We start from the raw sequence: 26,581 nt of genomic DNA, 5'->3' as shown, positions 1-26,581 counted from the left end.
GGTCTGTGCCCTTTCGGGCGTCGTGCGCGTTAACGTGCTCGAGATCACGGACCTCTCCGGTCGGAGCGACGAGGCTCCCGGCGAGGTCTCCTCCGCTCTGAGCACTCCTGGAGGCCCTTACATGCCGCCCCGCTCCGGTTTCGATCCCGACCCGCTGATCAGGAAGCACCGCACCGCCGGCGCCACGCTCACCGTGACCGCGGACGGAGCGCCGCTCGCCGGCCGGGAGGTCGTCGTGGCGCAGCGCCGGCACAAGTTCCTGTTCGGCTGCATCGGGTTCGACTTCATCCCGCTGGCCAACGGCGAGATCTCGGCGGGCACCGGCGAGCGGCCGTCGCTGGGCGAGTCCCCCGCGGCCGGGTCCCAGCAGGTCGCCGACCTGTGGTTCGACCTGTTCAACTTCGCCACGCTGCCCTTCTACTGGGGTCAGTTCGAGCCGGTCCGTGGCCGTCCGGACACCGAGCGGCTGCTCACCACGGCGCGGTGGTTCGCCGACCGGGGCGTCCCGGTCAAGGGGCACCCGCTCGCCTGGCACACCGTGACCGCCGACTGGCTGATGGACCTGTCGAACGCCGAGATCGCCAAGGCCCAGGTGGACCGGATCCGGCGTGACATGACCGACTTCGCCGGCGTCATCGACATGTGGGACGTCATCAACGAGGTCGTCATCATGCCGATCTTCGACAAGTACGACAACGGGATCACCCGGATCTGCCGGGAGATCGGCCGGATCCCGATGGTCCGGATGGTCTTCGACGCGGCCCGTGAGGCGAACCCGCACGCCACTCTGCTGCTCAACGACTTCGACATGTCCGCGGCGTACGAGTGCCTGATCGAGGGCGTGCTGGAGGCGGGCATCAAGATCGACGTACTCGGCCTGCAGAGCCACATGCACCAGGGCTACTGGGGCGAGGAGAAGACGCTCGCCACGATCGACCGCTTCGCGCGGTACGGCCTGCCCATCCACTTCACCGAGACGACCATCGTCTCCGGCCACATCATGCCGGAGGAGATCGTCGACCTGAACGACTACCAGATCCCCGAGTGGCCGAGCACGCCCGAGGGCGAGGCCCGCCAGGCCGACGAGGTCGTGCGCCACTACAAGACCCTGCTGTCCCACCCGGCCGTGGAGGCGACGACCTACTGGGGCCTGTCGGACGGCGGCTGGCTGGGGGCGCCGGGCGGCTTCGTCCGCGTCGACGGCACTACCAAGCCGTCGTACGACGCGCTGCGCTCGCTCGTCAAGGACGAGTGGTGGCTGCCGCCCACGACGATGATGACCGACGACGACGGCCGTGTCCGCTTCGACGGCTTCCTTGGCGAGTACGAGGTCAGCGCGGGCGGCCGGACGGTCACGTTCGCCCTGGACGAGCCCGGAGACGCCGAGGTGGCCGTGTCCCTCTGAGTCCCTCTGACTTTCGCCTCCGGCCGCGGAAGATTTTTCGGGATTTCCTCGTGGAGGATGTCGAGAATCGGGGAGCCGGCTTCTACCCAGGGGTGAGCGCGCCCACGAGGGGCGGGCGGCAGGAGGAGCAAGACATGAAGTACATGCTGCTGATGCAGTTCGGCCCGCAGAGCGGCATCGCCTCGATGGACACCTGGTCGCCGGAGGACGTCAAGGCGCACATCGAGTTCATGCACGACGTCAACCGCGGGCTCGTCGAGGCCGGCGAGTTCGTCGACGCGCAGGGGCTGGCGATGCCCGACCAGGCGCGGATCGTGCGGGCCGGAGAGGGCGGCGTCCCCGTCGTCACCGACGGCCCGTTCCCCGAGACCAAGGAGTTCCTGGTCGGCTACTGGATCATCGACTGCGAGGGTCCGGAGCGGGCGTACGAGCTGGCGGGCCACATCTCGGCCGCGCCCGGCCTGAACGGCGAGCCGCTCAGGATGCCGATCGAGGTGCGGCAGGTGATGGCGGCCCCTCCGCAGGAACTGTGACCGCCGCCCACCCACCCGTCGACGACCTGCTGCGCCCGCTGGCGCCGCAGGTCGCCGGCGTGCTCACCCGCAGGTTCGGCGACTTCGACGCGGCCGAGGACGCGGTCCAGGAGGCGATGCTCGACGCCCTCGCCCAGTGGCCCGCCGAGGGTGTGCCGGACAACCCGAAGGGCTGGCTCGTCCAGGTCGCGTACCGGCGGATGATCGAGCAGGTGCGGGGCGAGCAGGCGCGCCGCCGCCGCGAGGAACTCGTGGCCGCGCGGTCGCCCGCCGACCACTGGACCTCCCCGGCCGCCGACCGGGCGCCCGGGACGGACGGGGACGACACGCTCGTCATGCTGTTCCTGAGCTGCCACCCCGCGCTGACGCCCGCGTCCGCCATCGCCCTGACCCTGCGCGCCGTCGGCGGGCTGACCACGGCCGAGATCGGCAGGGCCTTCATGGTGCCCGAGGCGACGATGGCGCAGCGGATCAGCCGGGCCAAGCAGCGCATCAGGGCGTCGCGCGTGCCGTTCCGGATGCCGGAGCCGGAGGAACGCGCCGAGCGGCTCGCCGCCGTGCTGCACGTGCTCTACCTGATCTTCAACGAGGGGTACGCCTCCAGCGGCGGCCCGGGCCTGCACCGCGTCGAGCTGTCCCGCGAGGCGATCCGGCTGGCCAGAACGCTGCAGCGCCTGCTGCGAGGTCAGCCGCACGGTGAGTGCGAGGCGGCCGGGCTGCTCGCGCTGATGCTGCTGACCGACGCGAGGCGGCCCGCCAGGACCGGCCCGGGCGGTGTCCCCGTTCCCCTCGCGGAGCAGGACCGGAGCCTGTGGGACCGCGAGGCGATCGCCGAGGGCGTCGCGCTGCTCACCACCGCCCTGCGCCGGGGCGCCGCCGGGCCGTACCAGATCCAGGCGGCGATCGCCGCCGTGCACGACGAGGCGGCGACGGCCGAGGAGACCGACTGGCCGCAGATCCTCGCGTTGTACGGCCTGCTCGAGCGCATGTCGCCCAACCCGATGGTCTCCCTCAACCGCGCCGTCGCCGCCGCCATGGTGCACGGCCCCGCCGCGGGGCTGGCCCTGCTCGAACCGCTGGCGGACGGCCCACTGGCGGGTCACCACCGTCTGCACGCGGCGCGCGCCCACCTGCTGGAGATGACCGGTGACCACCGGGCGGCCGTCGAGGACTACCGTGCCGCGGCGAGCCGTACGGCCAGCGTTCCCGAGCGCGACCACCTCATCATGCGCGCCGCCCGCCTCTCCGCCTCCCTGTGAGCGGTCTCACCCTGGTGCTGCTCGGTCTCTCCGCCACTCGGCCGGTCCTGCCCGGCGTCAGGGGCGGCGGGAAGCCGATCCGGGCGCCAGGCGGCGGGCAAGGAACTCGAGCGCCGCGACGACCTCGGCGACCTGCGCCGGATCGTCGGTGCCCAGAGCCGCCGCGAGGGGCTCTTCGACACCGGCCGCCCGCACGGCCTCCACCCGCGCGGAGTGCCCGGGCGCCTGCCTGATCACGACCCGGCGCCGGTCGGCCGGATCGGGGGCCGTGACAACCGCCCCGGCCTCCTTCAGCCGGGCGACGGCCCCCGACACGGCGCTCTGCGGCAGGCCCGTCCGCGACGCGATCTCCCCCACGGAGGTCTCCGGGTGCGCGCGCAGGTCGGCGACGACCACCAGCACCGTCCGGACACTGGCGGCCTGCGTCGTTCTCGACGCGGCGATGTCCTCGACCGGCATGGCCTCTTCGCCGATCTTCATGAGGGTCCTGCCGAGCAGGAAGAGGTCGACTCCGTTCACCACACCAGAATACATCATGCTTGATGCATCAAACCTGATGGAATATTGTCCGGATCACCCGAGTGAGAGGACGACCCGTGAACGGCATGCTCCGTACGACCGGCGCCACCGTCTACTACGAGGTGCGCGGCGCCGGCCCCGTGCTCCTCATCTCGCAGAGCGGTGAGGGGGACGCGGACCGGACCGCCGACCTGGTCCGCCATCTCGCCGCCGACCACACCGTCGTCACCTACGACCGCCGTGGCCTGTCCCGCAGCGTCCTCGACGACCCCGGCCGGGGCGCGACCATGGCCGACCACGTCGACGACGTCCACCACCTGCTCGCCGCCGTGACCGACCGGCCGGCGAGCATGCTCGGATGCAGCTTCGGCGCCGTCATCGGGCTGCACCTGGCCGTCGGGCATCCGGAACAGCTCGGCACCCTGATCGCGCACGAGCCGGTCGCCCCCTCGCTCCTCCCCGCCGCCGAACGGGTCCGTCACGTACGCGAGCTGGAGGAGCTGCAGGACCTCTACCGTGCGCGCGGCCTCGCCGACGCGTTCGCCGGGATCGCCGAAACGCTGGGTATCGACCCCGTCGCCCAGGACACCGAGCCCGGCCTCACCCCGCGTCCCCTGGACGACCGGCGGCGGGCCGGCTTCGACTTCTTCATCCGCAACGACTTCACCGCGATCGCCCGCGACACGCTGGACGTCGCCACGCTCAGGGACACGACCGTCCGCGTCATCCCGGCCTTCGGCCGCACCACGCCCCGGCACGTCTTCGACCACCGATGCGCGCAGGAGCTCGCGGCGCTTCTCGGCGTCGAGGCGAGGGAGTTCCCCGGTGGGCACAACGGCAACACGACCCACCCCCGCGCGTACGCCACGCGGATCCGCGAACTTCTGGCGACCTGAACCACAACCCACGCGCGAACCCGCGATTCCTCGGCATACATATGGCCACTGTTACGGAAAAACCGTCCTTTTCTGGATATCCCTTGCCTGGGCGGGCCGCTGGAAACATGAGACGCGACAGCGCCCCGAAAGGATGAAACAGTGGCGAATATTTACGGCAGAACCCGACTCGGCTTGTCCACACTGCTCGCCCTCACGGCGGCGGCAGCCATCGCGCCGGCCGCACCGGCCGCCGCGGCAGGCCCCGACTTCGAGCTCGAGATCACCTGGCTGTCGTTCTCCCTTCCCGAGCGCGACAGCTGTGACCCGACCGGCCCGATCGTCGGCGGCCCCAGGGTCCCCCTGCATCCCACACCGGAGTGCGGGGCGTGGGAACGCGTCAACGCCTCCATGAGCGTGGAGGGCGGCACGGTGGTCGGCTACCGCGTGCGCAACATCGGCACATGGGACAGGGGGCCGCGCAACTGGGAGCGGACCGAGAACTGGTCCAGCACGGCATACCCCGATTTTCCGGTGTTCATCGGCAGTTCGACGAGCTTCGCCATGGCCGACCGTCCCATGTGCCAGACGGAGACGTACCGGTGGTGCCGGACCAGTTTCGAGAAGAAGTCCAACACCGTGAAAATCCGCGGGAATTACGGGGACAAAGTCAGGCTCAACTTCCACGCCCAGACGACGGACGGCCAGGAAGGCTGCCTGATCCACGACGAGTACACCTGGACGCAGGCACGGGTCGATCTCTACAACTCGTGGAACGCGCGTCTCGCGATCATGTCTGCCCGATACGATGGCCACTCCGAGGATATCTGCAGAGTCGGTTTCCAGGTGGTGGCGAGAAAGCTGTAGGCGGGAGCGTCCGCGCCGCCCCGGCCCTCCGGCGACGGCGGCGACGCTCTTGACGTGGGACGACGGAGCGCTCTAGGTTGCTGCCGCAGCCGACAGTTTTCGCCTGTCCACCGAAAGATTTCCGCCCCGGCCGATACGGCCGGGGCGGCCGTGGGGCGGGCAGCGGACCGCCCCACGATCAGATTCGGAGTCACCGCGTGAAGGTCCTCTACATCGGCGGCACCGGGACGATCAGCTCGGCCTGCGTGGCCGAGTCGGCACGCCGGGGTCTCGACGTCCACGTGCTCAACCGGGGCCACACCGCCCGGCGCCGTCCGCTGCCCGACGGGGTCACGACGCTCACCGCCGACGTACGGGACCGTGACGCGCTCCGCCGGGCCCTGGCCGGGAGCGCGTACGACTGCGTCGTCGACTTCCTCGGCTACACGGCCGAGGACGCGGCGGCGAGGGTGGACCTGCTCGACGGCCGCACCGGCCAGTACGTCTACATCAGCAGCGCCTCCGTCTACCACAAGCCGGTGCGGCGGGCGCCGTTCACGGAGTCGACCACCCGGCGCAATCCCTATCTCGGCTACGCCAGGGACAAGATCGCGGCCGAGGACGTCCTGCGCCGCGCGTACGAGGAGCGCGACTTCCCCGTCACGATCGTGCGCCCCTCGCACACCTACGACGACGCGCATCCGCCGCTGCCCGGCGACTGGACGGCGTGGGACCGGGTCGTGCGCGGCGACGAGATCGTGGTGCCCGGCGACGGCACCAGCCTGTGGACGCTGACGCACGCGGACGACTTCGCCGTCGGCCTGGTGGGCCTCATCGGCGCCTGGCAGGCGGTCGGCGAGGACTTCCACATCACCTCAGACGAGGCGCTCACCTGGAACGAGATCTACGAGGTCGTCGGGTGCACGGCCGGGACGCCGGCCCGGCTCCTCCACCTGCCCGCGGAGTTCCTGCCGATCGTCGCGCCGGACTGGTTCTGGTCCGACCTTATCGTCGGCGATCTCCAGCACACCGCGTTGTTCGACACGACGAAGATCAGGCGCTTCGTCCCGTCGTTCCGGCCGGTCGTCACCTGGGCGGAAGGGGCCAGGCGACTGCACGCCCGGCGGACCGCTCATCCGGAGGAGACCCTGCCCGGCGCCGCGACCGACGCGGTGCTGGCCCGGCTGGCCGAGGGACACCGGCTCGCCGCGGCCGCCGTGGCGCGGCTGGCACCGGGCATCGCTGACGGCTCGTGACGGAAGGACGCACCCCGATGCCCCACGACGCCCGCGACGACCTGACGGTCCCGGACCCGGCGCTGCGCCGGCCGTTCGGGCGTACCGGCCTGGCGGTGACGCCGGTATGCGTCGGCACCAGTCCCCTGGCGAGCATGCCGGGACTGTACGGGTACGAGGTCGGCGAGGAACGCGCGCGGGCCACCGTGGAGGCCGTGTTCGACGGGCCCTTCAACTTCCTCGACACCTCGAACAACTACGGCGGCGGCAGCGCCGAACGGCGCATCGGCGCCGTGATCCGCCACCGCGGCGTCCCCGCCGGGTTCGTCCTCGCCACCAAGGTCGACGCGGACACCGGCACCGGCGACTTCTCCGGCGAGCGCGTGCGCCGTTCGGCCGAGGAGAGCCTGGAACGGCTCGGCGTCGGCCACGTGCCGCTGCTGTACCTGCACGATCCCGAGTTCCACATCACGTTCGAGGAGGCCATGGCCCCCGGCGGGGCGGTGGAGGCGCTGGTCGCACTGCGGGACGCCGGCGTCGCCGGTCACATCGGCATCGCGGGCGGCCCGGTCGGCCTGTTGCGCAGGTACGTCGCGACCGGCGTGTTCGACGCCGTGATCAGCCACAACCGCTGGACCCTGGTGAACCGCGAGGCCGGCCCGCTGCTCGACGAGGCCCGCGATCGCGGCGTCGCCTTCGTCAACGGCGCGCCGTACGGCGGCGGGATGCTGGTCAAGGGACCCGACGCCCAGCCCCGCTACGCCTACCGGGACACCGGCGAGCCGGTCCGGAACGCGGTCCGCGCCATGCGACGGGTCTGCGACGCACACGGTGTGCCCCTCGCGGCCGCCGCGCTGCAGTTCTCGCTGCGCGACCCCAGAATCGCGTCCACCATCGTCGGCGTCTCGGAACCCGAGCGGCTCGAGGAGACGCTGCGCCTCGCCGCCACCCCGATCCCACCCGATCTGTGGGGCGAGCTCGACCGGCACCTGCCCTCTCCCGCCGCCTGGCTGGACTGATCGTCCGCCCGGCTTCCCGGTTGTCGGTCAGGGTTCCGCCAGGAGTCGGCCTGCCGTCATCGCACCGTGGTCCGGGTCCGCGAAGACTGTGCCATGCGCAAAACCCTCCTCGCGGCGTCCGCTCTCGCCGCGTCGCTCGCCGCCGTGATCGCGACCCCCGCACTGATCACCCCCGCACTGGCCACCCCCGCACCGGCGGGCTCCGGCAAGGGGCCGGCGGTGACCTTCGCCCTCATCGGCGACACGCCGTACGGCGACGACCAGCGGGCCCGGTTCCCCGCCCTGGTCGACGCGATCAACTCCGACACAGACGTGCGCTTCGTGCTGCACGCGGGCGACGTGAAGAACGGCTCGAGCACCTGTGACGACGCCCGGTTCGCCGACCTCGCCGGGCTGTTCGGCACCTTCGCCGACCCCTTCGTGCTGACGCCGGGCGACAACGAGTGGACCGACTGCCACCGCACCGCCGCAGGCGGCTACCTGCCCACCGAGCGCCTCGACGCGGTCCGCCGCGTGTTCTACCCGGTGGCCGGCCGCACGCTCGGCCGTCACCCCATGCCGGTGCTGTCGCAGGCCGCGGACCGGCGCCACCGCGACTACCGGGAGAACGTGCTGTTCACCAAGGGACGCGTCGTGTTCTCCACCGTCCACGTCGTGGGCAGCGAGAACGACCTGCAGCCCTGGTCCGATCTCCCCGGCGGGGACCGTCCCGAGCTGCGGACGGCGGAGTTCGAGGCACGCAGGAGCGCGGCGCTGGACTGGATCGACACGACGTTCGACCGGGCACGCCGCACCCACGCGCCCGGCGTCCTGCTCATGATGCAGGCCGAGCCCGTGCAGAGCCCCGGCTTCGCCGACATCCGCGCCCGCGTCGTCGCCCAGGCCCGCGCGTACGGCAAGCCGGTGCTGCTCGTGCACGGCGACGAGCACGTCTACGAGGTCGAACCCGGGTACGCCGGGGTGCCGAACCTGACCAGGTTGGAGACCTTCGGCTCCACCGCGAGCCAGTGGCTGCGGGTCACGGCCGACCCCAGGACGCCATCCATCTTCTCCTGGCAGCCCCAGACGGTGCCCGGGGCCTGACCTCCGCCCTCCCCGGGCGCGGGACGCGTCCGGGGAGCGGCGCTCACAGGAGACCGGCGTCGCGCACCTTCATCGCCACCTGGACCCGGTTGTCGGTGCCGAGCTTGGCGAAGATCCTGGTGACGTTCGCCTTCACGGTGGCGACGCTCATGTAGAGACGCCCGGCGATCTCCGCGTTCGACCTGCCGTGCGCCACCTCGACCGCGACCTCGAGCTCCCGCTCGGTGAGCCGGGCCAGCTCCTCCTTCGCCCGCGGGAGGGACGGCCCGGATCCGCCGGTCGCCGCGGCGATCACCTGGCGGGCGACGCTCGGCGACAGCACGGGCTCGCCCTTGGCCACGGCGCGGACCGCCTCGATCATCCGCGGCGGCGGGGTGTCCTTCAGCAGGAAGCCGTCGGCGCCGAGCCGCAGGGCCCGCAGCACCATGTCGTCGGCGTCGAACGTGGTGAGCACGAGGATCCGCGGCGGGCTCGGCTGCGCCCGCAACAGCTCGGTGGTGACCAGCCCGTCCTGGTTGGGCATCCGGATGTCCAGCAGCACCACGTCGGGGCGCAGGTCGCGGATCACGTCCATGGCGCGCAGCCCGTCTTCGGCCTCGCCGGCGATGTCGAAGTCGGGTTCGCCGCCGAGGATGAGACGCAGCCCGGTCCGCACCATCGCGTCGTCATCCACTATCACCAGCCGGGTCACGGTCCACAGCCTCCCATGGCAATCGGACATCAAGGATGAAGCGCCCGTCCTGGATGGCATGGCTGAGGGTGCCGCCGGCCATCCTCGTCCGCTCCGCCAGACCCACCAGGCCCAGCCTGCCGCCCGGGCCGGGGGCCGAGCCGGGGCGCGCGGGGTTCGTCACCCGGATCCGCAGGTCCTCCCCCGGCCGTCCGCCGAGCTCGGCGGTGACCCGGGCGCCCGGCGCGTGCTTGCGCGCGTTGGTCAGCGCCTCCTGCACGATCCGGTACGCGTGCCGGCCCGTCTGCGCGGGCAGCGACTCCCGGCCGTCGATGCTGTCGTCCACCTCGACCTGCTGCCCGGCGGCGCGGACCTCGCCGAACAACGCGTCCAGCTGGGTCAGATCGGGCTGCGGCGCCTCCACGGCCCCGTCCTCGCGGAGCGTGCGCAGCACCGCGCGCAACTCGTTGAGCGACTGGTGCGCGTTCTGCTGGATGGCCAGCGCGGCCTCCCGGGTCTGCTCGGGGCCGAGGTCCGTGCGGTACGCCAGGCCGCCGGCCAGCATGGCCAGCAGGGAGATCCGGTGCGCGAGCACGTCGTGCATCTCCTGGGCGATCTTCACCCGTTCCGCCAGCCGCGCCCGGTCGAGCCGCTGGCGCTGCTCACGCTCGGCGGCCCACGCCTGCTCCCGCAGGGACATCTCCAGGTCGCGGCGTCCCCGCAGATAGAGGCCGAACACGGTCAGCCCGCCGAGAATCGTCAGCCCCGTCACCGAGGAGACGACCGTCGCCTGGTCGACGCCGCCCCGTGCCCCGCCGGCCAGCAGGCACGCCGCGGACACGACCGCGACCGGGATGGTCCGGCTCCACCGGCGATGGGTCACCAGGGACACGTACGCGACATACGCGGGGCCGGTCGCCGTGGACGAGAACGTCGTCAGCAGGGCGGTCGCCAGCGCGATCTGCCACGGCCACCGGCGCCGCCACCCCATCAGGGCGAGCCCGATCAGGCCGAGCGTCGTGTCGATCAGCACCTGCGGGAGACGGTCGCCGTCGTGCAGGACGAGCCAGGCCAGCACCACACCGTTGAACAGCATCGGCACCGCGGCGCACAGATAGCGCAGCGCGACGCCCCGCCTGTCCAGAGGCGGCTGGTAGTCCGGTCGGCCGTGCACAGCCCCACAGCTTAGGGACCACCGCGGACAGGTCTTAGCGACCTGGGTCGACCTGTGGACAGCCGCAGGTATCGCCCGCGGGCGGAAGGTACGGCCCCGCGTCCGATCGCGGCGGACCCCGGTCCGATGCGGCGGCGTCCGCCCTCGCGATGGACTGAACGGCGTGATCGAGTTCAACCATGTCAGCAAGATCTACGGAACGGTGACGGCGCTCGACGACGTGTCCTTCACCGTAGGGGCCGGAAGCGTCACCGGCTTTCTCGGGCCCAACAGCGCCGGGAAGTCGACGGCCCTGCGCATCCTGGTGGGGCTCGCCCGCCCCTCGTCCGGTTCGGCGACCGTGTTCGGCCTGCCGTACGCCGAGATGGCCGGCCCGGCCCTGCGGGTCGGCACCCTGCTCGACGCCGGGGCGCGGCATCCGGGCCGCACCGGCAGGGAGGTGCTGACGCTCGGCGCGATGACCCTCGGACTGCCGCGGACGCGGGTCGGTGAGGTGCTCGACCTGGTGGGACTGACCGAGCGGGAGAGCCGGCGGACGGTCGGCGGCTACTCGCTCGGGATGCGGCAGCGGCTCGGCATCGCGCACGCCCTGCTCGGCGGTCCCGAGGTGCTCGTCCTGGACGAGCCCGCCAACGGCCTCGACCCCCAGGGCATCCACTGGATGCGCCGCCTGCTGCGCGACCTCGCGGACGCCGGATGCGCCGTGCTGCTCAGTTCGCACCTGCTGCACGAGGTGGAGCAGGTGGCGGACCGCATCGTGATGATCGGCCGCGGCCGCGTGCTCGCCCAGGGCACGGTCGACGAGCTGAGCCGGGGCCGCGGCCTCGAAGAGACCTTCCTCGAACTGACCGCGCACGAGGACCGGAGGAGCACGGGCGCCGGCGCGTTCCCCGGCACCGACGCGGGCCGGGGCGCCGCATGAGCCGCGTCGGGCGTCACCCGAACGACATCGCGGGGGCCGCGCCGAGCCCCCTCACGAAGGACGGCACGATGACCGCGACCACACCGATCCCCTTCCGCAGACTGCTCCTCGTCGAAGCCCGCAAGCTCGTCGACACCCGCAGCGGCAAGATCATCACGTTGGTCATGCTCGCGCTGGTGGTCGCGTCCATCGCCGCGCGCGGCGCCGTCGTCGGGCCGAAGTCGCAGACCCTGGTGGGCACCGCCGGGATCGCCCTGGGCACTCTGCTCCCCGTGCTCGCCATCCTCACCATGACCGGCGAGTGGACGCACCGCACGGCGCTGACCACCTTCGTGCTCGAACCGCGCCGCCATCGCGTCCTCGCCGCCAAGAGCCTGCCGCCCCTGCTCGCGGCGGTGGCGCTCTCGCTGTACGCCATGCTGGTCGCGGTGCCGATCACGGCCGTCGTGGCCGTGGTCAGGACCATTCCCGCCGATTGGGGGGTGCAGCCGATCTGGCTGCTCGGCTGGACGGGGGTGAACGTGCTCGTGGCCGCGCAGGGCCTCGCCCTCGGCGCGCTGCTCCTCAACGCGCCCGCCGCGATCGTGATCAGCCTGTCGACGCCGGTCCTGTGGGCCGTCGTCGGCAGGCTCGGCTCGGTCGGCGCGGGGCTCGCCGAGTGGCTCGACCTCAACACCACCTGCGCTCCCCTGGTGAGCGGCGACATGACCTGGAGCGAGGGCGCCAGGCTCGCGGCGTCGGCGGCCTTCTGGATCGTCCTCCCCATGGCCGCCGGCCTGGTCCGCGTGCTCCGCAAGGAGGTGACCTGACCCGAGCACGCCCGTCCCTGCGGGGCCTGCGAGGTGCGCGCCGGCCCGCAAGGCCGGGCACGGGTGACGTGGTGCGCACCGCCCGCAGGTCGGGCACGGGTGACGAGGTGCGTGCCGGCCCTCAGAGCTGGGCACGGGTGACGAGGTGCCTCTAGAGCCGGTCGAGGAGCGTGGCCACGCGGTCGGTCTCCGCGGCCAGGAGGCGCTCCGGCACCGGCTCGAACAGCTCCGCGACCGGACGCCCCTCCTTGGCCTCCCACACGCCCGCCACCCGGCCCCGGTGGATGACCACGGGCGAGATCCAGCCGGCCGTCCGGCTCACCTTGGGCCGCGCGGCCTTCGGCAGGAGCGGTTCCAGGTCGCGCGGCGCACCCAGGATGAACTGGTCGAAGCCGGGCAGCAGATGCACGTCCTCGGACGGCGGGCAGGCCAGCAGGTCGTCCAGAAGCTCCGCGGGCAGCACGGCGGGCATGCCCTCCACCTCGACCTGCGCCAGCTCGGGCTCCAGATCCCGGAACCAGCCGCGCAGGACGGCCTTCGGCGTGGCGCCGCGGAACAGCCAGGCGTCGAACATCCGGGGAGTGGCCGGGCCGTGGGCGCCGAGGAAGGCGCGGAGCACCCGCACTCCCCCTTCCTCCGCCGAAAGCGCCTCTCCCCCGCCCGGCAGCCAGCCGGCGGGTGCGGTAAAGGTGACCCTGCCGTCCCGCGGCGGGCCGTAGCACAGCTCGCCCAGGAAGCTGAGCGGCTTGAGCAGCGCGCCCCAGCCGGACGTGAGGGCCTGTCTGACGTGGGCGTCCCCGGTCACCTCGATGACCGCCTCGACCAGCTCCTCGCGGGTCAGCACCCGGCCGGACAACGCACGCGGAACGGCGTCCACGACGGCCTCGATCTCCCCGGCGGACACTCCGTGGCCACGCTGCCAGGAGGCCTTCTCCCAGAACCTCAGCGACCCGAGGGCCGCGCGGTAGGCGGGGAACTCGTCGGCGGGGAGGATGTGGAGCGTGCCGCGCATCGTCCAGGTCTTGACCAGCGTGCGGTCACGCCACAGGGCGTCCTCGATCTCTCCGGGGCGCGGACTCGCGTGCCGCACGGCGACGGCCAGCGCCGCCGACGAGGCGACCTGGGCCTGCACCCCGCACAGACGCCGCGCGATCGCCACCGCGTCGTCACCGGTCGCGGGCTCGACGAACTGCCGTCTCAGCCTCCAGGAGAGCACCCGCGCCCACGTCGTCTCAGCAACCACGTCACACTTCTACACCTCGGGTGCGACAAGTCGCGCACCCCGAGGTGCACGGTCGTACCGCTCCCGCCGGGCGACCCCGCAGGCCCCGGGCCCGGTCAGCCGAGCCGGCGCATCAGGTGGTCACGGGCGGCGCGGTCGCCGGGGCCGCCCCGCTCCGCGAGGCGTTCCGCGACGTACCGCCGGTGGGCATCGTCCACGTTCCCGCCGTACTTGAACTTGCCGTTGACCTTCTGGACCGCCAGCCGGAGGCCGCGGATGCCCGGCAGGCTCCGGTGGTGCTCGGCGGGGTCGGCGAGATCGTGGTCCAGACGCGCGAGCTGGGCCCGCAGGATGCCGAGTTTCCCGTCGGGATCGTCGACGATCTCCGCGCGGCAGACCAGCTGGACGGCCGCGTAGTACGTGGTGGGGATACCGAGCCGGGGATCCTCGCCGGTGCCCGGCAGCGCCTTCCAGCCCCCCTCGACGTACGCCCAGTCACCGGCCACCGACATGACCACGGCCGGGTTCTCCTCGATCGCGGACCAGACCGGGTTCGGCCGGGCGAGGTGCAGCAGGATCGTGGACGCGTCGGCGAGGAGGAACTGCGTGGGCACGATCACCGGCACGTCACGGTCACGCCCGGACGCGATGAGGTGACCGAACTCGTTGGCGCGGACGAAGGCCAGCGCCTCCTCGTCGGCGGCGGAGTCCCAGGGATGGATGAGCACACCCTTACTGTACGCAGAGACATCCGCCCTCCCCACGCGCAGGATTGGCCGGCCCGCACCTACCTCCCGGTGTCACTATCGCCATCGTGGACATCGACCAGTTCTGGCGCCTGATCGAGCAGTCCGCCCGGGAGACCGAGCGGAAGCAGGCCCGCTTCGAATGGCTGCGGGACCGGCTGGCACAGCGCCGGCCGGAGGAGATCGTCGATTTCAAGGAGCTGCTGTCGGCGACGGAGAAGAAGGCCTACACCTGGCTGATGTGGGGCGCCTTGCTGGGTCTTTTCGGCTACGGCGGCGACGACGGCTTCCGGTATTTCCGCCTGTGGCTCGTCGGTCTGGGGCGTGACGCCTTCGAACGGGTCGCGCGCGAACCCGACGCCCTCGTCGAACTACCCGCGATCCGTCACCTGCTGGGCGAACAGAGCGCATGGTTACGGCGGCCCGATCACCTGGACGACTCGGCGTGGAGCAACGATGAGTGGCCCGACTTCGAGTGGCTCGAATTCGTGCCCGACGCCGCATGGGAGCAGGCGACCGGTGAGGACGCCGACGGGCTCTACGCGGCTTATCGGGCACGCGGCCACGACCCGTCATGCGTACCTCAGCCGGGGGGCGAGGAATGGGACGTCTACGACTGGGACGAGACGGCCCGCAGGCTGCCGAGAGTCGGCCGGTACCTGAGGGACCCGCACCGCGGCATCGACGACTGAGGCCGGCGCTCACACACGCCGCAGGAGCAGGGTGACGAAACCGAGGGCACCGCGGTAGCCGCCGAGCCACATGTCGCGGTGCTCCCGCATCACGGCGAGCGCCCGGTCACCGTCGGGGCCGGGGTTGTCCGCGGCCCAGCGCGCGAGCGTGCCGGTCCACGACCATTCGTACTCGTCCCACTCCGCCAGGTCGCTCACGTGGGCGTAGACGGTCAGCCACCCCTTGGACTCGGCGGCCTCCACCGTGCCCGCGAGATCCGGGTAGTCGCCGATCGCTTCGAGGACCTCGGGAGCGGGAGGCCGTTCCCAGTACCCCTCCCCCACCAGCGCGAGGCCGCCGGGCCGTACGAACCCGGCGAGAGCCTCCATCGTCTCCGTCAGCCCGCCGAAGGCGTGCGTCGAGCCCACGCACAGCCCCAGGTCGTACGGCCGGGCGACGGTGAAGGCGTCGGCGGACATCGTGTGCAGCGTCAGCCGGTCGGCCAGCCCCCGCCTGACGGCCGCCTCGTTCGCGGACGCCACGGCGTGCGGCGAGATGTCGACACCGTCGGCCCGCGCGGACGGGTGGAGTTCGAGCGCCCGGAGCGACCACTCGCCCTCGCCGCAGCCCAGGTCGAGGATGCGGGCCTCCTGCGGCAACGCCGCCCGGCGCAGCAGCCGGTCGAGGGACGCCGCCGAGACGGGCGCGGCGATCGGATGGTCACGATGAGCGATGGCGCTGAGCAGTCGTCGATCCACGTCGCCATCCTCGCAAGGAGGACGGGACCTCCGCATCCGCATATGACGGCCCGGCCCATGCCGGCCAAGCATCACCGGGCGACGAACCGCCGGCGGGCATGCCTTGATCCGCAGGCAGAGAAGTCGGGACAATTTCCTCGCCAGTCGCATCGAATCGCATCCCTTTCACCGCCGCCCGGACGGCGGCGCGAGGCGTGCCGTCCGTACCACCGCGAGCCACGAGTGAGCGGAGGACGGCGGCCACCGCAGGGTCGGCCAACCCGACGACCCGCCCGACAGGAAGGACCGTGATGAGTCACTCAGCGCAACGCCTGGGCGTGGTCGCCGAATCGGCGCCGGGCGAGACACGCGTGGCGGCCACCCCGGCCACCGTCCCGCAACTGGTCTCGCTCGGCTACGAGGTGGTCGTCGAATCGGGCGCCGGCCGGCGGTCGGGCTTCACCGACGACGCGTACGCCCGGGCCGGAGCGCGGATCGGCGACCGCGAGGAGACGTGGAGCGCCGATGCCGTGCTCAAGGTGAACGCCCCGGCGGGGGACGAGATCACGGCGCTGCGCGAGGGCGCCACGCTCGTCTCGCTGATCGGCCCGGCGGCCAACGCCGACCTGGTGGACGCGCTCGCACGACGGCCGATCACCGTCCTCGCGATGGACGCCGTGCCGCGCGTCTCCCGCGCGCAGGCGCTCGACGTGCTGAGCTCGATGGCGAACATCGCCGGCTACCGCGCCGTCATCGAGGCCGCGCACGCGTTCGGGCGGCTCTTCACCGGTCAGGTGACCGCGGCGGGGAAGGTCCCTCCGGCCAAGGTCCTGGTGGCGGGCGCGGGCGTGGCGGGGCTGGCGGCCATAGCCACGGCGGCCAGTTTGGGCGCGATCGTACGGGCGACCGATCCCCGTCCCGAGGTCGCCGAGCAGGTGCGCTCTCTGGGCGCGGAGTTCCTCGACGTCGGGGTCGCGCAGGAGTCGAGCGCGGACGGGTACGCCAGGCAGACCTCGCGCGACTACGACCGCCGCGCCGCCGAGCTGTACGCCGAGCAGGCCGCCGACGTGGACATCGTCATCACCACCGCCCTGATCCCCGGGCGTCCCGCCCCCCGGCTGCTCACCTCCGAGCACGTGGCGCGCATGCGCCCGGGCAGCGTCGTCGTCGACATGGCCGCCGCGCAGGGCGGGAACGTCGAAGGCACCCGTCCCGGCGAGGCGGTCGTGACCGAGAACGGCGTGACCATCATCGGCTACACCGACCTCGCGGGACGGCTGCCGGCGCAGGCCTCGCAGCTCTACGGCACCAACGTCGTCAACCTGATGAAGCTGCTCACCCCCGGCGAGGACGGCCGGCTCGTGCTGGACTTCGACGACGTCGTGCAGCGCGCGATGACCGTCGTCCGCGACGGCGAGAAGACCTGGCCGCCGCCGCCCGTGCCGGTGAGCGCGGCCCCCGCCCCCACCCCCGTAGCCGCGGACCAAGGGACGACGCCGTCCTCCGCCGGGAGACCGCCGTCCCCGCCAGGACGACGACGTCACCTGGTCACCGCCGCCGTCGCCGCCGCGCTGTTCGTCCTGACCGCGTTCTCGCCGAACGCGCTGATCGAGCACGTCACCGTCTTCGTCCTGTCGATCGTGATCGGCTACTACGTCATCGGCAACGTGCACCACGCGCTGCACACGCCGCTGATGTCGATCACGAACGCCATCTCCGGAATCATCGTCGTCGGCGCGCTGCTCCAGATCGGGCAGGGCGGCACGGTCGTCGCCGTCCTGTCGTTCGTCGCCATCCTGCTGGCGAGCGTCAACATCGTCGGCGGCTTCGCCGTGACCCGCCGCATGCTCGGCATGTTCACGAGGAGCTGACCGTGACCCTCGCCACGGCCGCGCAGGCCGCCTACATCGTCGCCGCCCTCCTGTTCATCCTCAGCCTCGCCGGCCTGTCCAAGCACGAGACCGCCCGCTCCGGCGTCGCCTCGGGCATCTCCGGCATGGTCATCGCGCTGGCCGCGACGGTCGTCCTCGCCGCCGACGGCAGCGGAACGCTCGCGGTGATCCTGCTCGCGGCCGCCATGGCGATCGGCGGCGCCATCGGGCTCTGGCGGGCCCGGATCGTCGAGATGACCGCCATGCCGGAACTGATCGCCATCCTGCACAGCTTCGTCGGCCTCGCCGCCGTCATGGTCGGCTGGAACGGCTTCCTGGAGGTCGAGGTCGGCGGCACCCGGCTCCCCGGCTCGCTGCTCGGCATCCACCATGCCGAGGTCTCCATCGGCGTGTTCATCGGGGCGCTCACGTTCACCGGGTCGGTCGTCGCGTTCCTCAAGCTGTCGGCCCGGATCGACGCCAAGCCCATGATGCTGCCGGGCAAGAACGCCCTGAACCTGGCCGCGCTCGCGGCGTTCGCGGTCCTGACCGTGGTCTTCGTGACCTCCCCCAACCTCGGGATCCTCGTCGCGCTGACGGTCGTGGCGCTGCTGCTCGGCTGGCACCTGGTCGCCTCCATCGGCGGCGGGGACATGCCCGTCGTCGTCTCGATGCTGAACAGCTACTCGGGCTGGGCGGCCGCGGCGTCCGGGTTCCTGCTCGACAACAACCTGCTGATCGTCACCGGCGCCCTCGTCGGCTCGTCCGGCGCCTACCTGTCGTACGTGATGTGCCAGGCGATGAACCGGTCGTTCATCTCCGTGATCGCCGGGGGTTTCGGCATCGAGGCGGGCCCCGCCGGCGACCGCGACTACGGGGAGCACAGGGAGATCACCGCCGTCGACACCGCCGGCCTGCTGAAGGAGGCCAAGTCCGTCGTCATCACCCCCGGGTACGGCATGGCGGTCGCGCAGGCGCAGTACCCGGTCGCCGAACTCACCCGCAGGCTGCGGGAGCGCGGCGTCGAGGTGCGGTTCGGCATCCACCCGGTCGCCGGTCGCCTGCCGGGGCACATGAACGTGCTGCTCGCCGAGGCCAAGGTGCCGTACGACATCGTCCTCGAGATGGACGAGATCAACGACGACTTCGCCACCACGTCCGTCGTCCTCGTCATCGGCGCCAACGACACCGTCAATCCCGCGGCCGTCGAGGACCCGGACAGCCCCATCGCCGGCATGCCCGTCCTGCGCGTGTGGGAGGCGGACAACGTCGTCGTCTTCAAGCGGTCGATGGCCACCGGGTACGCCGGAGTGCAGAACCCCCTGTTCTTCCGCCACAACACCGGCATGCTCTTCGGCGACGCCAGGCAACGCGTCGAGGAGATCGTCGCCGCTCTCTGACGCCGCCGCCCCGGGCCTCCCCGGCGCTCCGCGCGGCCGGACGACCGGGCGGCTCAGCCGGTCCAGGAGCTGTTGAGGAACGAGAACGTCATCGCCACCACGAGCGGCCCGATCACGGTGGCGTAGACGATGATCAACGACCGGTGACGGGCGCCCGCCCGCCCGATGAGCACCCACAGCGGCCACCACAGCAGCGCCGACCTGGGGATCGACATATAGAACGTGGAGGTGACCAGCGCGCCCAGTTGCAGCCCGACGTAGACGAACTCGGCCCAGCGGCGGGCGACGAGCAGCCAGACGAGCAGCAGCACCCCGACGATCGCCGCCGCGATCTCGAGCCGGAACATCGGCCCGAACCCTTCGTCACCGCCGGTCGAGTCCCAGGTGGTGCGGAACGCCTCCCAGGGCCAGACCGGTTTCCGGCCCCATCCGGTCTGCTGCGCGTTGTTCCAGGCCAGCCAGTCACCGGTACGGGAGTGCTGGTAGGCGGCGTACGCGAGGAGCGGCGCGAACGGCAGCGCCAGCCAGGCTCCCCGCCGCCAGCCCGCCCAGCCGTCCCTCCGGATGCGGCTCACGACGAACTCGACGATCAGCGCGACGGCCAGGAACAGGCCGGTGATCCGGACGCAGGACGCCCCGGCGGCCAGGGCACAGGCCAGCGGCCAGGCACGGCGGCGGGCCGCCAGCCAGGCGGGCAGCGCGAAGGCGAGGAACAGCGCCTCGGAGTAACCGGCGAACAGGAAGACGGCGGGCGGGCACAGCAGCAGCGCCAGGACGGCCCAGCGGCCCGCGCCGGCGGGCCCCTCGACGTCGGCGAGCCGGGCCAGCGCCACCACGGCCACCGCGCCGGCCACGAACGAGATGACCAGGCCGGCCAGGATCCAGTCGTCGACCACCAGATGCACCAGGCGCATCGCCAGCGGCATGCCGGGGAAGATGGCCGGCAGCCCGGGGTCGGGCTCCAGGTTCGGATCGCCGTCGTACCCGAACTCCGCGATCTTCCGGAACAGGCCGACGTCCCAGTGTTTCCACCGCTCGAGCAGCGGGGCGTGGCTCTGGCCGGACACGATCAGCGCGCCGTAGAGCGCCACGAGGAGCATGCCCGCCCTCGTGCCCACCCACAGCAGCAGCGCGTCCCGGACCGTGGCGCTCTTCCTCAGTGGCTCCGGGGATCTGCCGGATTCAGGAGTTCTTCCGGGTTCGGGGGGTTGCCGGGGTTCCAGGACGGGGGCCTTCTCATCCGGCCCGGTCCGCTCCCCGCGCTCAGGGTCGTGGCCGGACTCCTGGACGGCAGCCGTCACCTGACGCCCTCCCCTCTCGTCGCGCACCTGCCCGCCCCCGCCGTGCGTCCTCCTGCCTGCCGGCAGGGGCCGCTGCCCCTACGGGCATACGGTAGCCACCCCGTGATCAGGGATGGTGTCAAGAGCCGCAGGAGCGGCGCCAGACCGCGGCCCGCCCGGCGGCCGCCCCCGGAACCGCGCCACGCATTGACCTGCGAAGTCACGCCGGCGCGAAGCGGCGCGACCGGCGCCTCGCGTGAAAGTTGCAGCGCCCCCCGCCGGCGTCCCGGACGGGGACGTACGGGTCAGCGGGCGGGCGCGGCGCCGATGACGGAGGTGCCGATGACCAACTGCCCGGTGGGATCGCACCCGAGGAGCTCCTCGACGAGCTGGTCGCGCAGGGCCGCGGTGAACGTGATGTGCAGACCGGCCGCGGTGGCCAGCAGGTAGACGGTCTGGCTGAGGTGACCGACGTCCATCAGCAGCGCCCTGTAGACACGGGGAAAGGTGTACTTCCACTGGTTGCGCGCGATCACGCTGGTGTAGAAGATCAGCGCTCCGGCGCCGGCGACCCAGTCCTGGTCGCCGACCGCGGCCACGAGCCGCTCGTCGTCGAGACGGCGGCCGAGGTATTCGAGGCTGTGGTCGGCCGCGGCGTAGTGATAGGCGCCCGGGGCGAGGCCTTCGACATCGCGCGCGTAGAGGTAGACCTCGGTGGGATGACGGGCGCCGCCGGACGGGCTGGTCTTGAACACCCGCTGCCAGGAGTCGGTCAGCACGCCGCCGGGGTCGAGGGTGACGCCCGCCTGGGTCAGGGGGCCGTCGGCCCGCGGCAGAGGTCCGGCGGCGGTCTTGAGCAGGGCGGCGACGACGTCCAGCGGCAGCGCCGTGCCGCCGAAGTGGCGGCGGCTCCGGCGCCGGTGCAGCACGTCGATCAGGTCGCGGTGCCGCCAGACGCCGGGATCGACGTCGGGCAGCGCGTGGCGGGAGACGGCGGGCAGGGACCAGAACGCCGGTGGCGGCGGGTCGGTGAGGACCTTGGCTTCGAGCTCCTCGTTGTCCTGTTCGGCGGTGCGCATGGCGGTGCCCGCGTGGGAACGACTGGAGAAGTGGTAGGCGCGGGCCAGGGGTCCCCACGGCCGCCAGGCCTGTTCGATGGCCTGTTCGCGTTGATGGCGAGGCCCGTTCTCGCGGATCAGGACGTCGTTGTCCGCCAGGACGGTGGCGACCTTGTGCCAGTGGTCGGCCTCGCCGGGATCGTCGGCCATCTCCCGTACGGAGTCGAGTGGGCGGAAGCCGGTGAACCAGCGCAGCACCCGCTCGACCCCGTCGACCAGGGCGAACTGGCGATGGTCGAGGTAGTCGTCCCAGACCAGTTGGCCGGCGTCCCAGAGCAGGGCGCCGCAGGCGGACAGGCGGACGTTCACGATGGCGTCTCTTCTCGGGCGGGGGCGATCGGCTCTTCTCGGGCGGGTGCGGTCCGCCGACGCGGCTCCACGTCCGCGGGCGGCAGTTCGGCGCGCGCGTCCGCCAGGCCGCGGCGGGCCGCCGCGAGGTGCGGATGGTCCGGCGCGGCCCGCCTTAGCGCCTCGACCGCCCGTCCGTAGCAGGCCTCGGCCTGATCGGGCCGGCGGCGGGCGCGGTGCAGTGCGCCGAGGTTGATCAGGGTGATGGCCGACTCCGGATGTCCCGGGCCCAGAACCGCGTCCTTGACGGCCAGTGCGCGCGTGTAGCGGGCCCGCGCCTCGTCCAGGTCTCCCCGCCGGTGTGCCAGGGCGGCGAGGTTGTGCAACGCGGCGGCGACGTCGTGGTGTTCCGGGCCGTACGCCGCCTCGGAGACGGCCAGGGCGTTCCGGAGCAGCGCCTCGGCCTCGGCGGGGCGCCCGCAGCCGTCCACGAGCGCGGCCCAGGCGGCGAGGTCCGCGGCGACCCTCGGATGCCGCTCGCCGAGGAGCCGGGCCCGCACCTGCGTCGCGCGCCGGGCCCACGGCTCGCCTGCCGCGTGGTCGCCGCGCGCGTGTGCGAGCCCGCCGAGGTTGTGACAGACCGTGGCCACGTCCTCGTGCTCGGGGCCGCGCGCCTCCTCCAGGATCTCGAGAGCGCGCCGGTACAGTGCCTCGGCCTGCCGGAAGCGGCCCGTGTACTTGCCCAGCACGCCCCACTCGTTGCAGAGTGCGGCCACCTCCACCGATCGCGGGCCGAAGGTCCGCTCCGCCGCGGGGAGAGTCAGGGCGAACAGCAGCCCGGCCCTGCGGTAGTCGCCGCGCATGCGCCACAGGGTCGCCAACCCGATCTGGGCGCGGACCCGTACCCCCGTCAGGCCGTCGCCGCGCCGGGCCTGGTCGCCGCGCCGGGCCTGGTCGACGGCGGCCCGCAGGGCGCGCTCCGCCTCCGTGAAGTCGTTCTCGCCGCGTCGCCTCAAGCCGTGCCGCAGCAGTTCCTCCGCCGGCATCTGCTCTACCGCGTCTACCGCGGAGCCGGGATCCGCCCTACCGCTCACCAACGCCTCCCGAACCACCTCGCCGCACCAGGGGCGCTTGTGCCCCGGGTGTCTCCCCGCGTTCCGCTGCCACCGGCGTCCGCCCCCGGGCTCGCCGGAGCCCCGGGGCGGACGCACATCGCGTCACGACAGGCCGGGCGCATCACGCGGATGCGCGCGTTCCGGGCCCGTCACGGTGTCACGCCTCGACGAGGATCTCGTTGTGGTTGTAGGTCAGCGCGGCGTCCGGCGTGCTGTAGGCGTCCTCGCGGACCTCGAACACCGCGCTCTCGTTGTGGTTGAGGTTCAGCGCGGCCTCCGGCATGGCGTAAGCGTCCTCGTGCGCCTCGAACACTTCCGACGAACCCTGGGACATAGGTGTCGCTCCTTTCACGAGCTCCCGTGACAGCGGTCGTACGACCTCGTCACCGGAGCGGGGATCACCGTGGCAGCACCGTTGCACAGGCTCTGACGCACGTACGATCCCAAGAGGAAAGATCGTCAGGCCAAATCCAGTCTGCGGCGAAATCACCCGGAATTCTGGTCATGCGCCTCCGGCCGCATTCGGGTCCGTGGGAGAATCCGCAGGCCCGCCGCCGGAAACGGCGTCGGTTCGGCGGTACCGAGCAGGTGCCGAGCAGGTGCCGAGCAGGTGCCGAGGTTGGCTGTGGCTTCGCTGGGTAGCCGCGTCTCGCATGACGGAGTATGGAATCCACGCCTCCCACGAGCAGATCCCGCCCGCCGATCTCCTCACCGCGATGGTCGCCGCCGAACGTGCCGGTTTCGGCACCGCCATGTGCTCCGACCACTTTTCCCCCTGGAGCGAGCGGCAGGGCGAGTCCGCCTTCGCCTGGTCCTGGCTCGGCGCCGCCCTGCAGGCCACCGGGCTCACCTTCGGCATCGTGAACGCGCCCGGGCAGCGCTACCACCCGGCGATCGTCGCTCAGGCGATCGGAACCCTCGGCGCGATGTTCCCGGGCCGGTTCTGGGCCGCATTGGGCAGCGGCGAATACAGCAACGAGCACATCACCGGCGGGCCGTGGCCGCGCAAGGAGATCCGCGACGCCCGCCTGCGCGAGTGCGTGGACGTCATCCGCGACCTGCTCGACGGCAAGGAGGTCACCCGTGACGGCCTGGTGACCGTGGACCGCGCCCGGCTGTGGACCCGTCCCGAGACGCCGCCCCCGCTCATCGGCGCGGCGGTGAGCACCGGCACGGCGGCCCGGTGCGCGGAGTGGGCGGACGGCCTGATCACGGTCAACGGCCCCGAGGACCACCTCCGCGAGATGATCGCGGCGTACCGGGAGGCGGGCGGGCGCGGCCCGGTCTGCCTGCAGGTTCACCTGAGCTGGGCGCCGACGGAAGAAGAGGCGGAGGCGATCGCCCACGACCAGTGGCGCAGCAACGTCTTCGGTCCGCCGGTGAGCTGGGACCTGGAACTGGTGGAGCATTTCGACGTCGTCTCGGAGCACGTGACCGTGGAACAGGTACGCTCCGTGGTCAACGTCTCCTCCGACCTCGGCCGGCACATCGACTGGCTACGCGGGTACGCGGCCCTGGGATTCGACCGCGTCTACCTGCACCACGTGGGCCAGGACCTGTTGCCGTTCATCGAGACCTTCGGCGCCAAGGTCCTGCCCCACCTGCGCGACAGCGAGTGAGATCGCGGCGCGACGCCCCGACGCCGCCCTGGTTCGGGCGCGCGCCGTAATTGGTTACCCCGAATTCGCCTGCATAATGCCCGGCCGTCCTGTTTGGGGGCGGAGTTCGCGCTCGACGTTGAGATCCGGCCATTCCGAAGGAGCGGGGTGCGCCCGAAACGCCTGAATTGTGATCACGCCCCTGGACCCGACCGGGAAGGGCCCGCACACTGGATGAATCACACGATGCCACCCTGAACGCCTTTGCCACCTCACGGGCGGCCGCCGTGGAAACAGGTCAGGATCGAGTTGCGCCGTATTCACCGGACAGCCCTACCGAATGTGGGTCGCGACCGGGCGTGAGGGGACAAGGAGCAGTATGCCGAGAACGACGCCATTTGCGAAGAGCGTCCGAGAACGGGCCTTATCGGCAGCCCGAATCGGGTTCGCGGCGACGGTGGTTCTCGCCGTCATACTGGGATTCTGGGGCCTGGAGTCGTATTCACACAGCGCGTCGTACGCGCTCGGCCGGAGCTTCTGGGATATCGCCTACTACGATCTGCAGCTCTTCGTCCTGGGTGCGGCCCCGCTCGACAACCCGGGACCGTTTCCCTGGCCGTTGCAGGTGGCCCGGTTCCTCGCGCCGGCCGCGACCATCTACGCCTTGTTCGAGGCGGGCCGGGCGGTGTTCGCGAGCGAATGGCAGCGCCTGTCGCAGCGGCGCCGAACCGGGCACACGATTGTCGTCGGTGAGACGCCGATCGCCGACGCCATGGTCGACGGGCTGCGCCGCAACGGGCTGGTGCTGCGCGCCACCGCCGGCGACGCCGAATCGCTGCGCGACGCGGGCATCGCCGGTGCCAGGTTCGTCTACGCCTGCGCCGACGACCGCGACGACAGCAGCGTCAACGTGTTGGTCGCGGCGACCGCGAGGCAACAGGCGCGCACGAAGAAGGCGGGCGACCTGAACGTGTACGCGCACGTCAGCGACCCCGCGTACGCGCTCGCGCTGCGCGCCCGCCACCTGAGTCAGCCGGTCACCGGCGCCGACTTCTTCAACATCGACGAGCTGGCCGCCCGGGAACTGGTCCGGCAGGAGGCCGGCTCGTTCCGCGGCGGCGAGCCGCTCGTCGTGGTCGTGGGGCTCGGGCCGTTCGGGCAGGCGATCGTTGTCGAGCTGGCACGGATGTGGCAGGTGTCGGCGCGCGCGGACGAGAAACTCGTCGTGGTCCTCGTGGATCGCGACGCCGAGGCCGTCGAGAGGGATCTGCAGCGGCGCTGGGTGGCCGTCGCCGAAACGTGCGAGCTGAGGCCGGTCGCCGACCTCGCCGAGGTGTTCCGCACACCGGCCATGCCCACCCCCCATCGCGTCTATCTGTGCCACGAGGCCGAAGAGGAGGCGGTGCGGGCGGCGCTCACCATGCCGGCCCTGTGGCAGGGCGGGGAGCGTTCGGTCGTCGTACGCCTGGACCGCCTGAGTGGCCTCGCCGACGTGCTCGGCGGCGGTGACGGCAGCCTGCTTGACGACGTCGAGGGTCGGCTGCAGCCTGTCTGCGTGGGCAAATTCGTCGTCGGTGCCGACGCGGGCAAAGCAGAGCGTATCCACGAGGACATCTACGAGCGTCTGGCACAACTGATCCATCACAACTATCTGCGGCACGAGCTGAAGAAGGGCAACGCCATGGGCAGTGCCCCGGCGATGGTTCCGTGGGAGGACCTCGCCGAGGACTACAAGCAGGCCAACCGAGCCCAGGCACGGGACATAGGCAACAAGCTCACCGCCGCCGGCTGTACGGTGGCGCCTCGCACCGGCACCGGGGTCGAGCTGGGCGACGACCCCCTGCTCGAGACGCTCGCCGAGCAGGAGCACGAGCGGTGGAGGGCTGAGCGCACGGCGCAGGGGTGGACGCGGGGTGAGCAACGGGACGACGAGGCCAAGCACCACCCGAGCCTCGTTCCGTGGGAGAGGCTGCCCGAGGAGGAGAAGGACAAAGACCGTGCCGTGATCTGCGAGATAGGCGAAGTGCTCGCCCACTGCGGCCTCGAGATAGTCCGCCTCACCCCGGTCCGATAACGTCTGCCGCCGCCCCGAACCGGATTCGTCATCACGTGCCATGGGGCCGGCCGCAGGCGCTTCATCGGGGCGAGCGGCGGCATCCTGCGGCGTAGCAGCGTGCGAGGGGCA

At 72.0% G+C, this 26,581-nt stretch carries 25 protein-coding genes; 15 read left to right on the top strand and 10 right to left on the bottom strand.

The features are described 5' to 3' along the window. The first annotated feature begins 121 nt into the window (after positions 1-121). From HHX30_RS05070 to HHX30_RS05060, 3 genes are all read left to right on the top strand, one after another. Complete coding sequence (locus HHX30_RS05070) at positions 122-1,405, top strand: endo-1,4-beta-xylanase (protein WP_169979941.1); 1,284 nt, start codon at positions 122-124, stop codon at positions 1,403-1,405. A gap of 134 nt (positions 1,406-1,539) precedes the next feature. Beyond that, positions 1,540-1,938 carry a YciI family protein gene (locus HHX30_RS05065; protein WP_169979939.1) on the top strand — a complete coding sequence of 133 codons (399 nt, stop codon included), beginning with the start codon at positions 1,540-1,542 and terminating at the stop codon, positions 1,936-1,938. Continuing rightward, positions 1,935-3,197 carry an RNA polymerase sigma factor gene (locus HHX30_RS05060; RefSeq protein ID WP_169979938.1) on the top strand — a complete coding sequence of 421 codons (1,263 nt, stop codon included), beginning with the start codon at positions 1,935-1,937 and terminating at the stop codon, positions 3,195-3,197. The genes HHX30_RS05065 and HHX30_RS05060 overlap by 4 nt, the downstream gene beginning before the upstream one ends. Positions 3,198-3,254: 57 nt before the next feature. On the opposite strand, the gene HHX30_RS05055 is transcribed toward HHX30_RS05060, so the two are convergent. Further along, positions 3,255-3,716: a MarR family transcriptional regulator gene (locus HHX30_RS05055; RefSeq protein WP_311922103.1), complete on the bottom strand. Its 462-nt coding sequence runs from the start codon at positions 3,714-3,716 to the stop codon at positions 3,255-3,257. A gap of 86 nt (positions 3,717-3,802) precedes the next feature. On the opposite strand from HHX30_RS05055, the gene HHX30_RS05050 reads away from it, so the two are divergent. The 5 genes from HHX30_RS05050 (at position 3,803) to HHX30_RS05030 (ending at position 8,774) form a co-directional block, all read left to right on the top strand. Beyond that, entirely contained in the window at positions 3,803-4,612 is an 810-nt protein-coding gene (locus HHX30_RS05050) for an alpha/beta fold hydrolase (protein ID WP_169980669.1), read from the top strand. 141 nt (positions 4,613-4,753) lie between these two features. Further along, the gene (locus HHX30_RS05045) at positions 4,754-5,458 is read left to right on the top strand and encodes a hypothetical protein (protein ID WP_169979936.1); all 705 of its coding nucleotides are present in this window, start codon (positions 4,754-4,756) and stop codon (positions 5,456-5,458) included. A 197-nt stretch (positions 5,459-5,655) separates the two neighbouring features. Next, entirely contained in the window at positions 5,656-6,693 is a 1,038-nt protein-coding gene (locus tag HHX30_RS05040) for an NAD-dependent epimerase/dehydratase family protein (protein ID WP_211591617.1), read from the top strand. A gap of 17 nt (positions 6,694-6,710) precedes the next feature. Further along, complete coding sequence (locus HHX30_RS05035) at positions 6,711-7,691, top strand: aldo/keto reductase (protein WP_169979935.1); 981 nt, start codon at positions 6,711-6,713, stop codon at positions 7,689-7,691. Between the two features lie 93 nt (positions 7,692-7,784). Continuing rightward, positions 7,785-8,774, top strand: coding sequence for a metallophosphoesterase (locus HHX30_RS05030; RefSeq protein ID WP_169979934.1), 990 nt, complete (start codon positions 7,785-7,787; stop codon positions 8,772-8,774). Between the two features lie 43 nt (positions 8,775-8,817). Here the strand turns inward: HHX30_RS05030 and HHX30_RS05025 are convergent, their stop codons facing one another. Next, positions 8,818-9,465, bottom strand: coding sequence for a response regulator transcription factor (locus HHX30_RS05025; protein ID WP_311922102.1), 648 nt, complete (start codon positions 9,463-9,465; stop codon positions 8,818-8,820). Next, positions 9,440-10,618 (bottom strand): histidine kinase, encoded by a 1,179-nt coding sequence (locus tag HHX30_RS43150; RefSeq protein ID WP_169979932.1) that lies wholly within the window; start codon positions 10,616-10,618, stop codon positions 9,440-9,442. Before HHX30_RS43150 ends, HHX30_RS05025 begins: the two co-directional genes overlap by 26 nt. Before the next feature lie 163 nt (positions 10,619-10,781). On the opposite strand from HHX30_RS43150, the gene HHX30_RS05015 reads away from it, so the two are divergent. Together HHX30_RS05015 and HHX30_RS05010 are read left to right on the top strand one after the other, a co-directional pair. Continuing rightward, positions 10,782-11,540 carry an ABC transporter ATP-binding protein gene (locus tag HHX30_RS05015; protein ID WP_169979931.1) on the top strand — a complete coding sequence of 253 codons (759 nt, stop codon included), beginning with the start codon at positions 10,782-10,784 and terminating at the stop codon, positions 11,538-11,540. A 68-nt stretch (positions 11,541-11,608) separates the two neighbouring features. Further along, positions 11,609-12,349, top strand: a complete 741-nt coding sequence (locus tag HHX30_RS05010) for an ABC transporter permease (protein WP_169979930.1) — start codon at positions 11,609-11,611, stop codon at positions 12,347-12,349. A gap of 151 nt (positions 12,350-12,500) precedes the next feature. Here HHX30_RS05010 and HHX30_RS05005 read toward each other — a convergent pair whose 3' ends face one another. Together HHX30_RS05005 and HHX30_RS05000 are read right to left on the bottom strand one after the other, a co-directional pair. Next, the gene (locus tag HHX30_RS05005) at positions 12,501-13,592 is read right to left on the bottom strand and encodes a winged helix DNA-binding domain-containing protein (protein WP_169979928.1); all 1,092 of its coding nucleotides are present in this window, start codon (positions 13,590-13,592) and stop codon (positions 12,501-12,503) included. 95 nt (positions 13,593-13,687) lie between these two features. Next, positions 13,688-14,299 (bottom strand): FMN-binding negative transcriptional regulator, encoded by a 612-nt coding sequence (locus HHX30_RS05000; protein WP_169979926.1) that lies wholly within the window; start codon positions 14,297-14,299, stop codon positions 13,688-13,690. An 86-nt stretch (positions 14,300-14,385) separates the two neighbouring features. Here HHX30_RS05000 and HHX30_RS04995 point away from each other — a divergent pair, with 86 nt between their 5' ends. Further along, entirely contained in the window at positions 14,386-15,009 is a 624-nt protein-coding gene (locus HHX30_RS04995; protein WP_169979925.1) for a DUF4240 domain-containing protein, read from the top strand. Between the two features lie 9 nt (positions 15,010-15,018). Here the strand turns inward: HHX30_RS04995 and HHX30_RS04990 are convergent, their stop codons facing one another. Next, positions 15,019-15,747, bottom strand: a complete 729-nt coding sequence (locus HHX30_RS04990; RefSeq protein ID WP_169979923.1) for a cyclopropane-fatty-acyl-phospholipid synthase family protein — start codon at positions 15,745-15,747, stop codon at positions 15,019-15,021. A gap of 290 nt (positions 15,748-16,037) precedes the next feature. On the opposite strand from HHX30_RS04990, the gene HHX30_RS04985 reads away from it, so the two are divergent. Both HHX30_RS04985 and pntB read left to right on the top strand, forming a co-directional pair. After that, entirely contained in the window at positions 16,038-17,597 is a 1,560-nt protein-coding gene (locus tag HHX30_RS04985) for a Re/Si-specific NAD(P)(+) transhydrogenase subunit alpha (RefSeq protein ID WP_169979921.1), read from the top strand. Between the two features lie 2 nt (positions 17,598-17,599). Further along, a complete protein-coding gene (gene pntB / locus HHX30_RS04980; RefSeq protein WP_169979919.1) occupies positions 17,600-18,997 on the top strand; it encodes a Re/Si-specific NAD(P)(+) transhydrogenase subunit beta in 1,398 nt (465 codons plus the stop codon). Positions 18,998-19,050: 53 nt separating this feature from the next. Here pntB and HHX30_RS04975 read toward each other — a convergent pair whose 3' ends face one another. The 4 genes from HHX30_RS04975 to HHX30_RS04960 all read right to left on the bottom strand — a co-directional run bounded on the left by HHX30_RS04975 (position 19,051) and on the right by HHX30_RS04960 (position 23,132). Continuing rightward, positions 19,051-20,298, bottom strand: coding sequence for a mannosyltransferase family protein (locus tag HHX30_RS04975; RefSeq protein ID WP_311922101.1), 1,248 nt, complete (start codon positions 20,296-20,298; stop codon positions 19,051-19,053). A gap of 284 nt (positions 20,299-20,582) precedes the next feature. Then, positions 20,583-21,704: a SagB family peptide dehydrogenase gene (locus HHX30_RS04970; RefSeq protein WP_169979916.1), complete on the bottom strand. Its 1,122-nt coding sequence runs from the start codon at positions 21,702-21,704 to the stop codon at positions 20,583-20,585. Beyond that, on the bottom strand, positions 21,701-22,777 hold the full coding sequence (locus HHX30_RS04965) for a tetratricopeptide repeat protein (protein ID WP_169979914.1): 1,077 nt from the start codon (positions 22,775-22,777) through the stop codon (positions 21,701-21,703). The genes HHX30_RS04970 and HHX30_RS04965 overlap by 4 nt, the downstream gene beginning before the upstream one ends. A gap of 178 nt (positions 22,778-22,955) precedes the next feature. Continuing rightward, on the bottom strand, positions 22,956-23,132 hold the full coding sequence (locus HHX30_RS04960) for a hypothetical protein (protein ID WP_169979912.1): 177 nt from the start codon (positions 23,130-23,132) through the stop codon (positions 22,956-22,958). Positions 23,133-23,451: 319 nt separating this feature from the next. On the opposite strand from HHX30_RS04960, the gene HHX30_RS04955 reads away from it, so the two are divergent. Next, on the top strand, positions 23,452-24,417 hold the full coding sequence (locus HHX30_RS04955) for a TIGR03885 family FMN-dependent LLM class oxidoreductase (RefSeq protein WP_169979910.1): 966 nt from the start codon (positions 23,452-23,454) through the stop codon (positions 24,415-24,417). Positions 24,418-24,853: 436 nt separating this feature from the next. After that, positions 24,854-26,470 carry a RyR domain-containing protein gene (locus HHX30_RS43145; protein ID WP_169979908.1) on the top strand — a complete coding sequence of 539 codons (1,617 nt, stop codon included), beginning with the start codon at positions 24,854-24,856 and terminating at the stop codon, positions 26,468-26,470. Positions 26,471-26,581: the final 111 nt, after the last annotated feature.

It is taken from the genome of Microbispora sp. H10836, assembly GCF_012999525.1.
Classification (GTDB): Bacteria; Actinomycetota; Actinomycetes; order Streptosporangiales; family Streptosporangiaceae; genus Microbispora.
The sequence above is the reverse complement of the archived record's forward strand: the minus strand, read 5'-3'. Positions and strand labels throughout refer to the sequence as shown.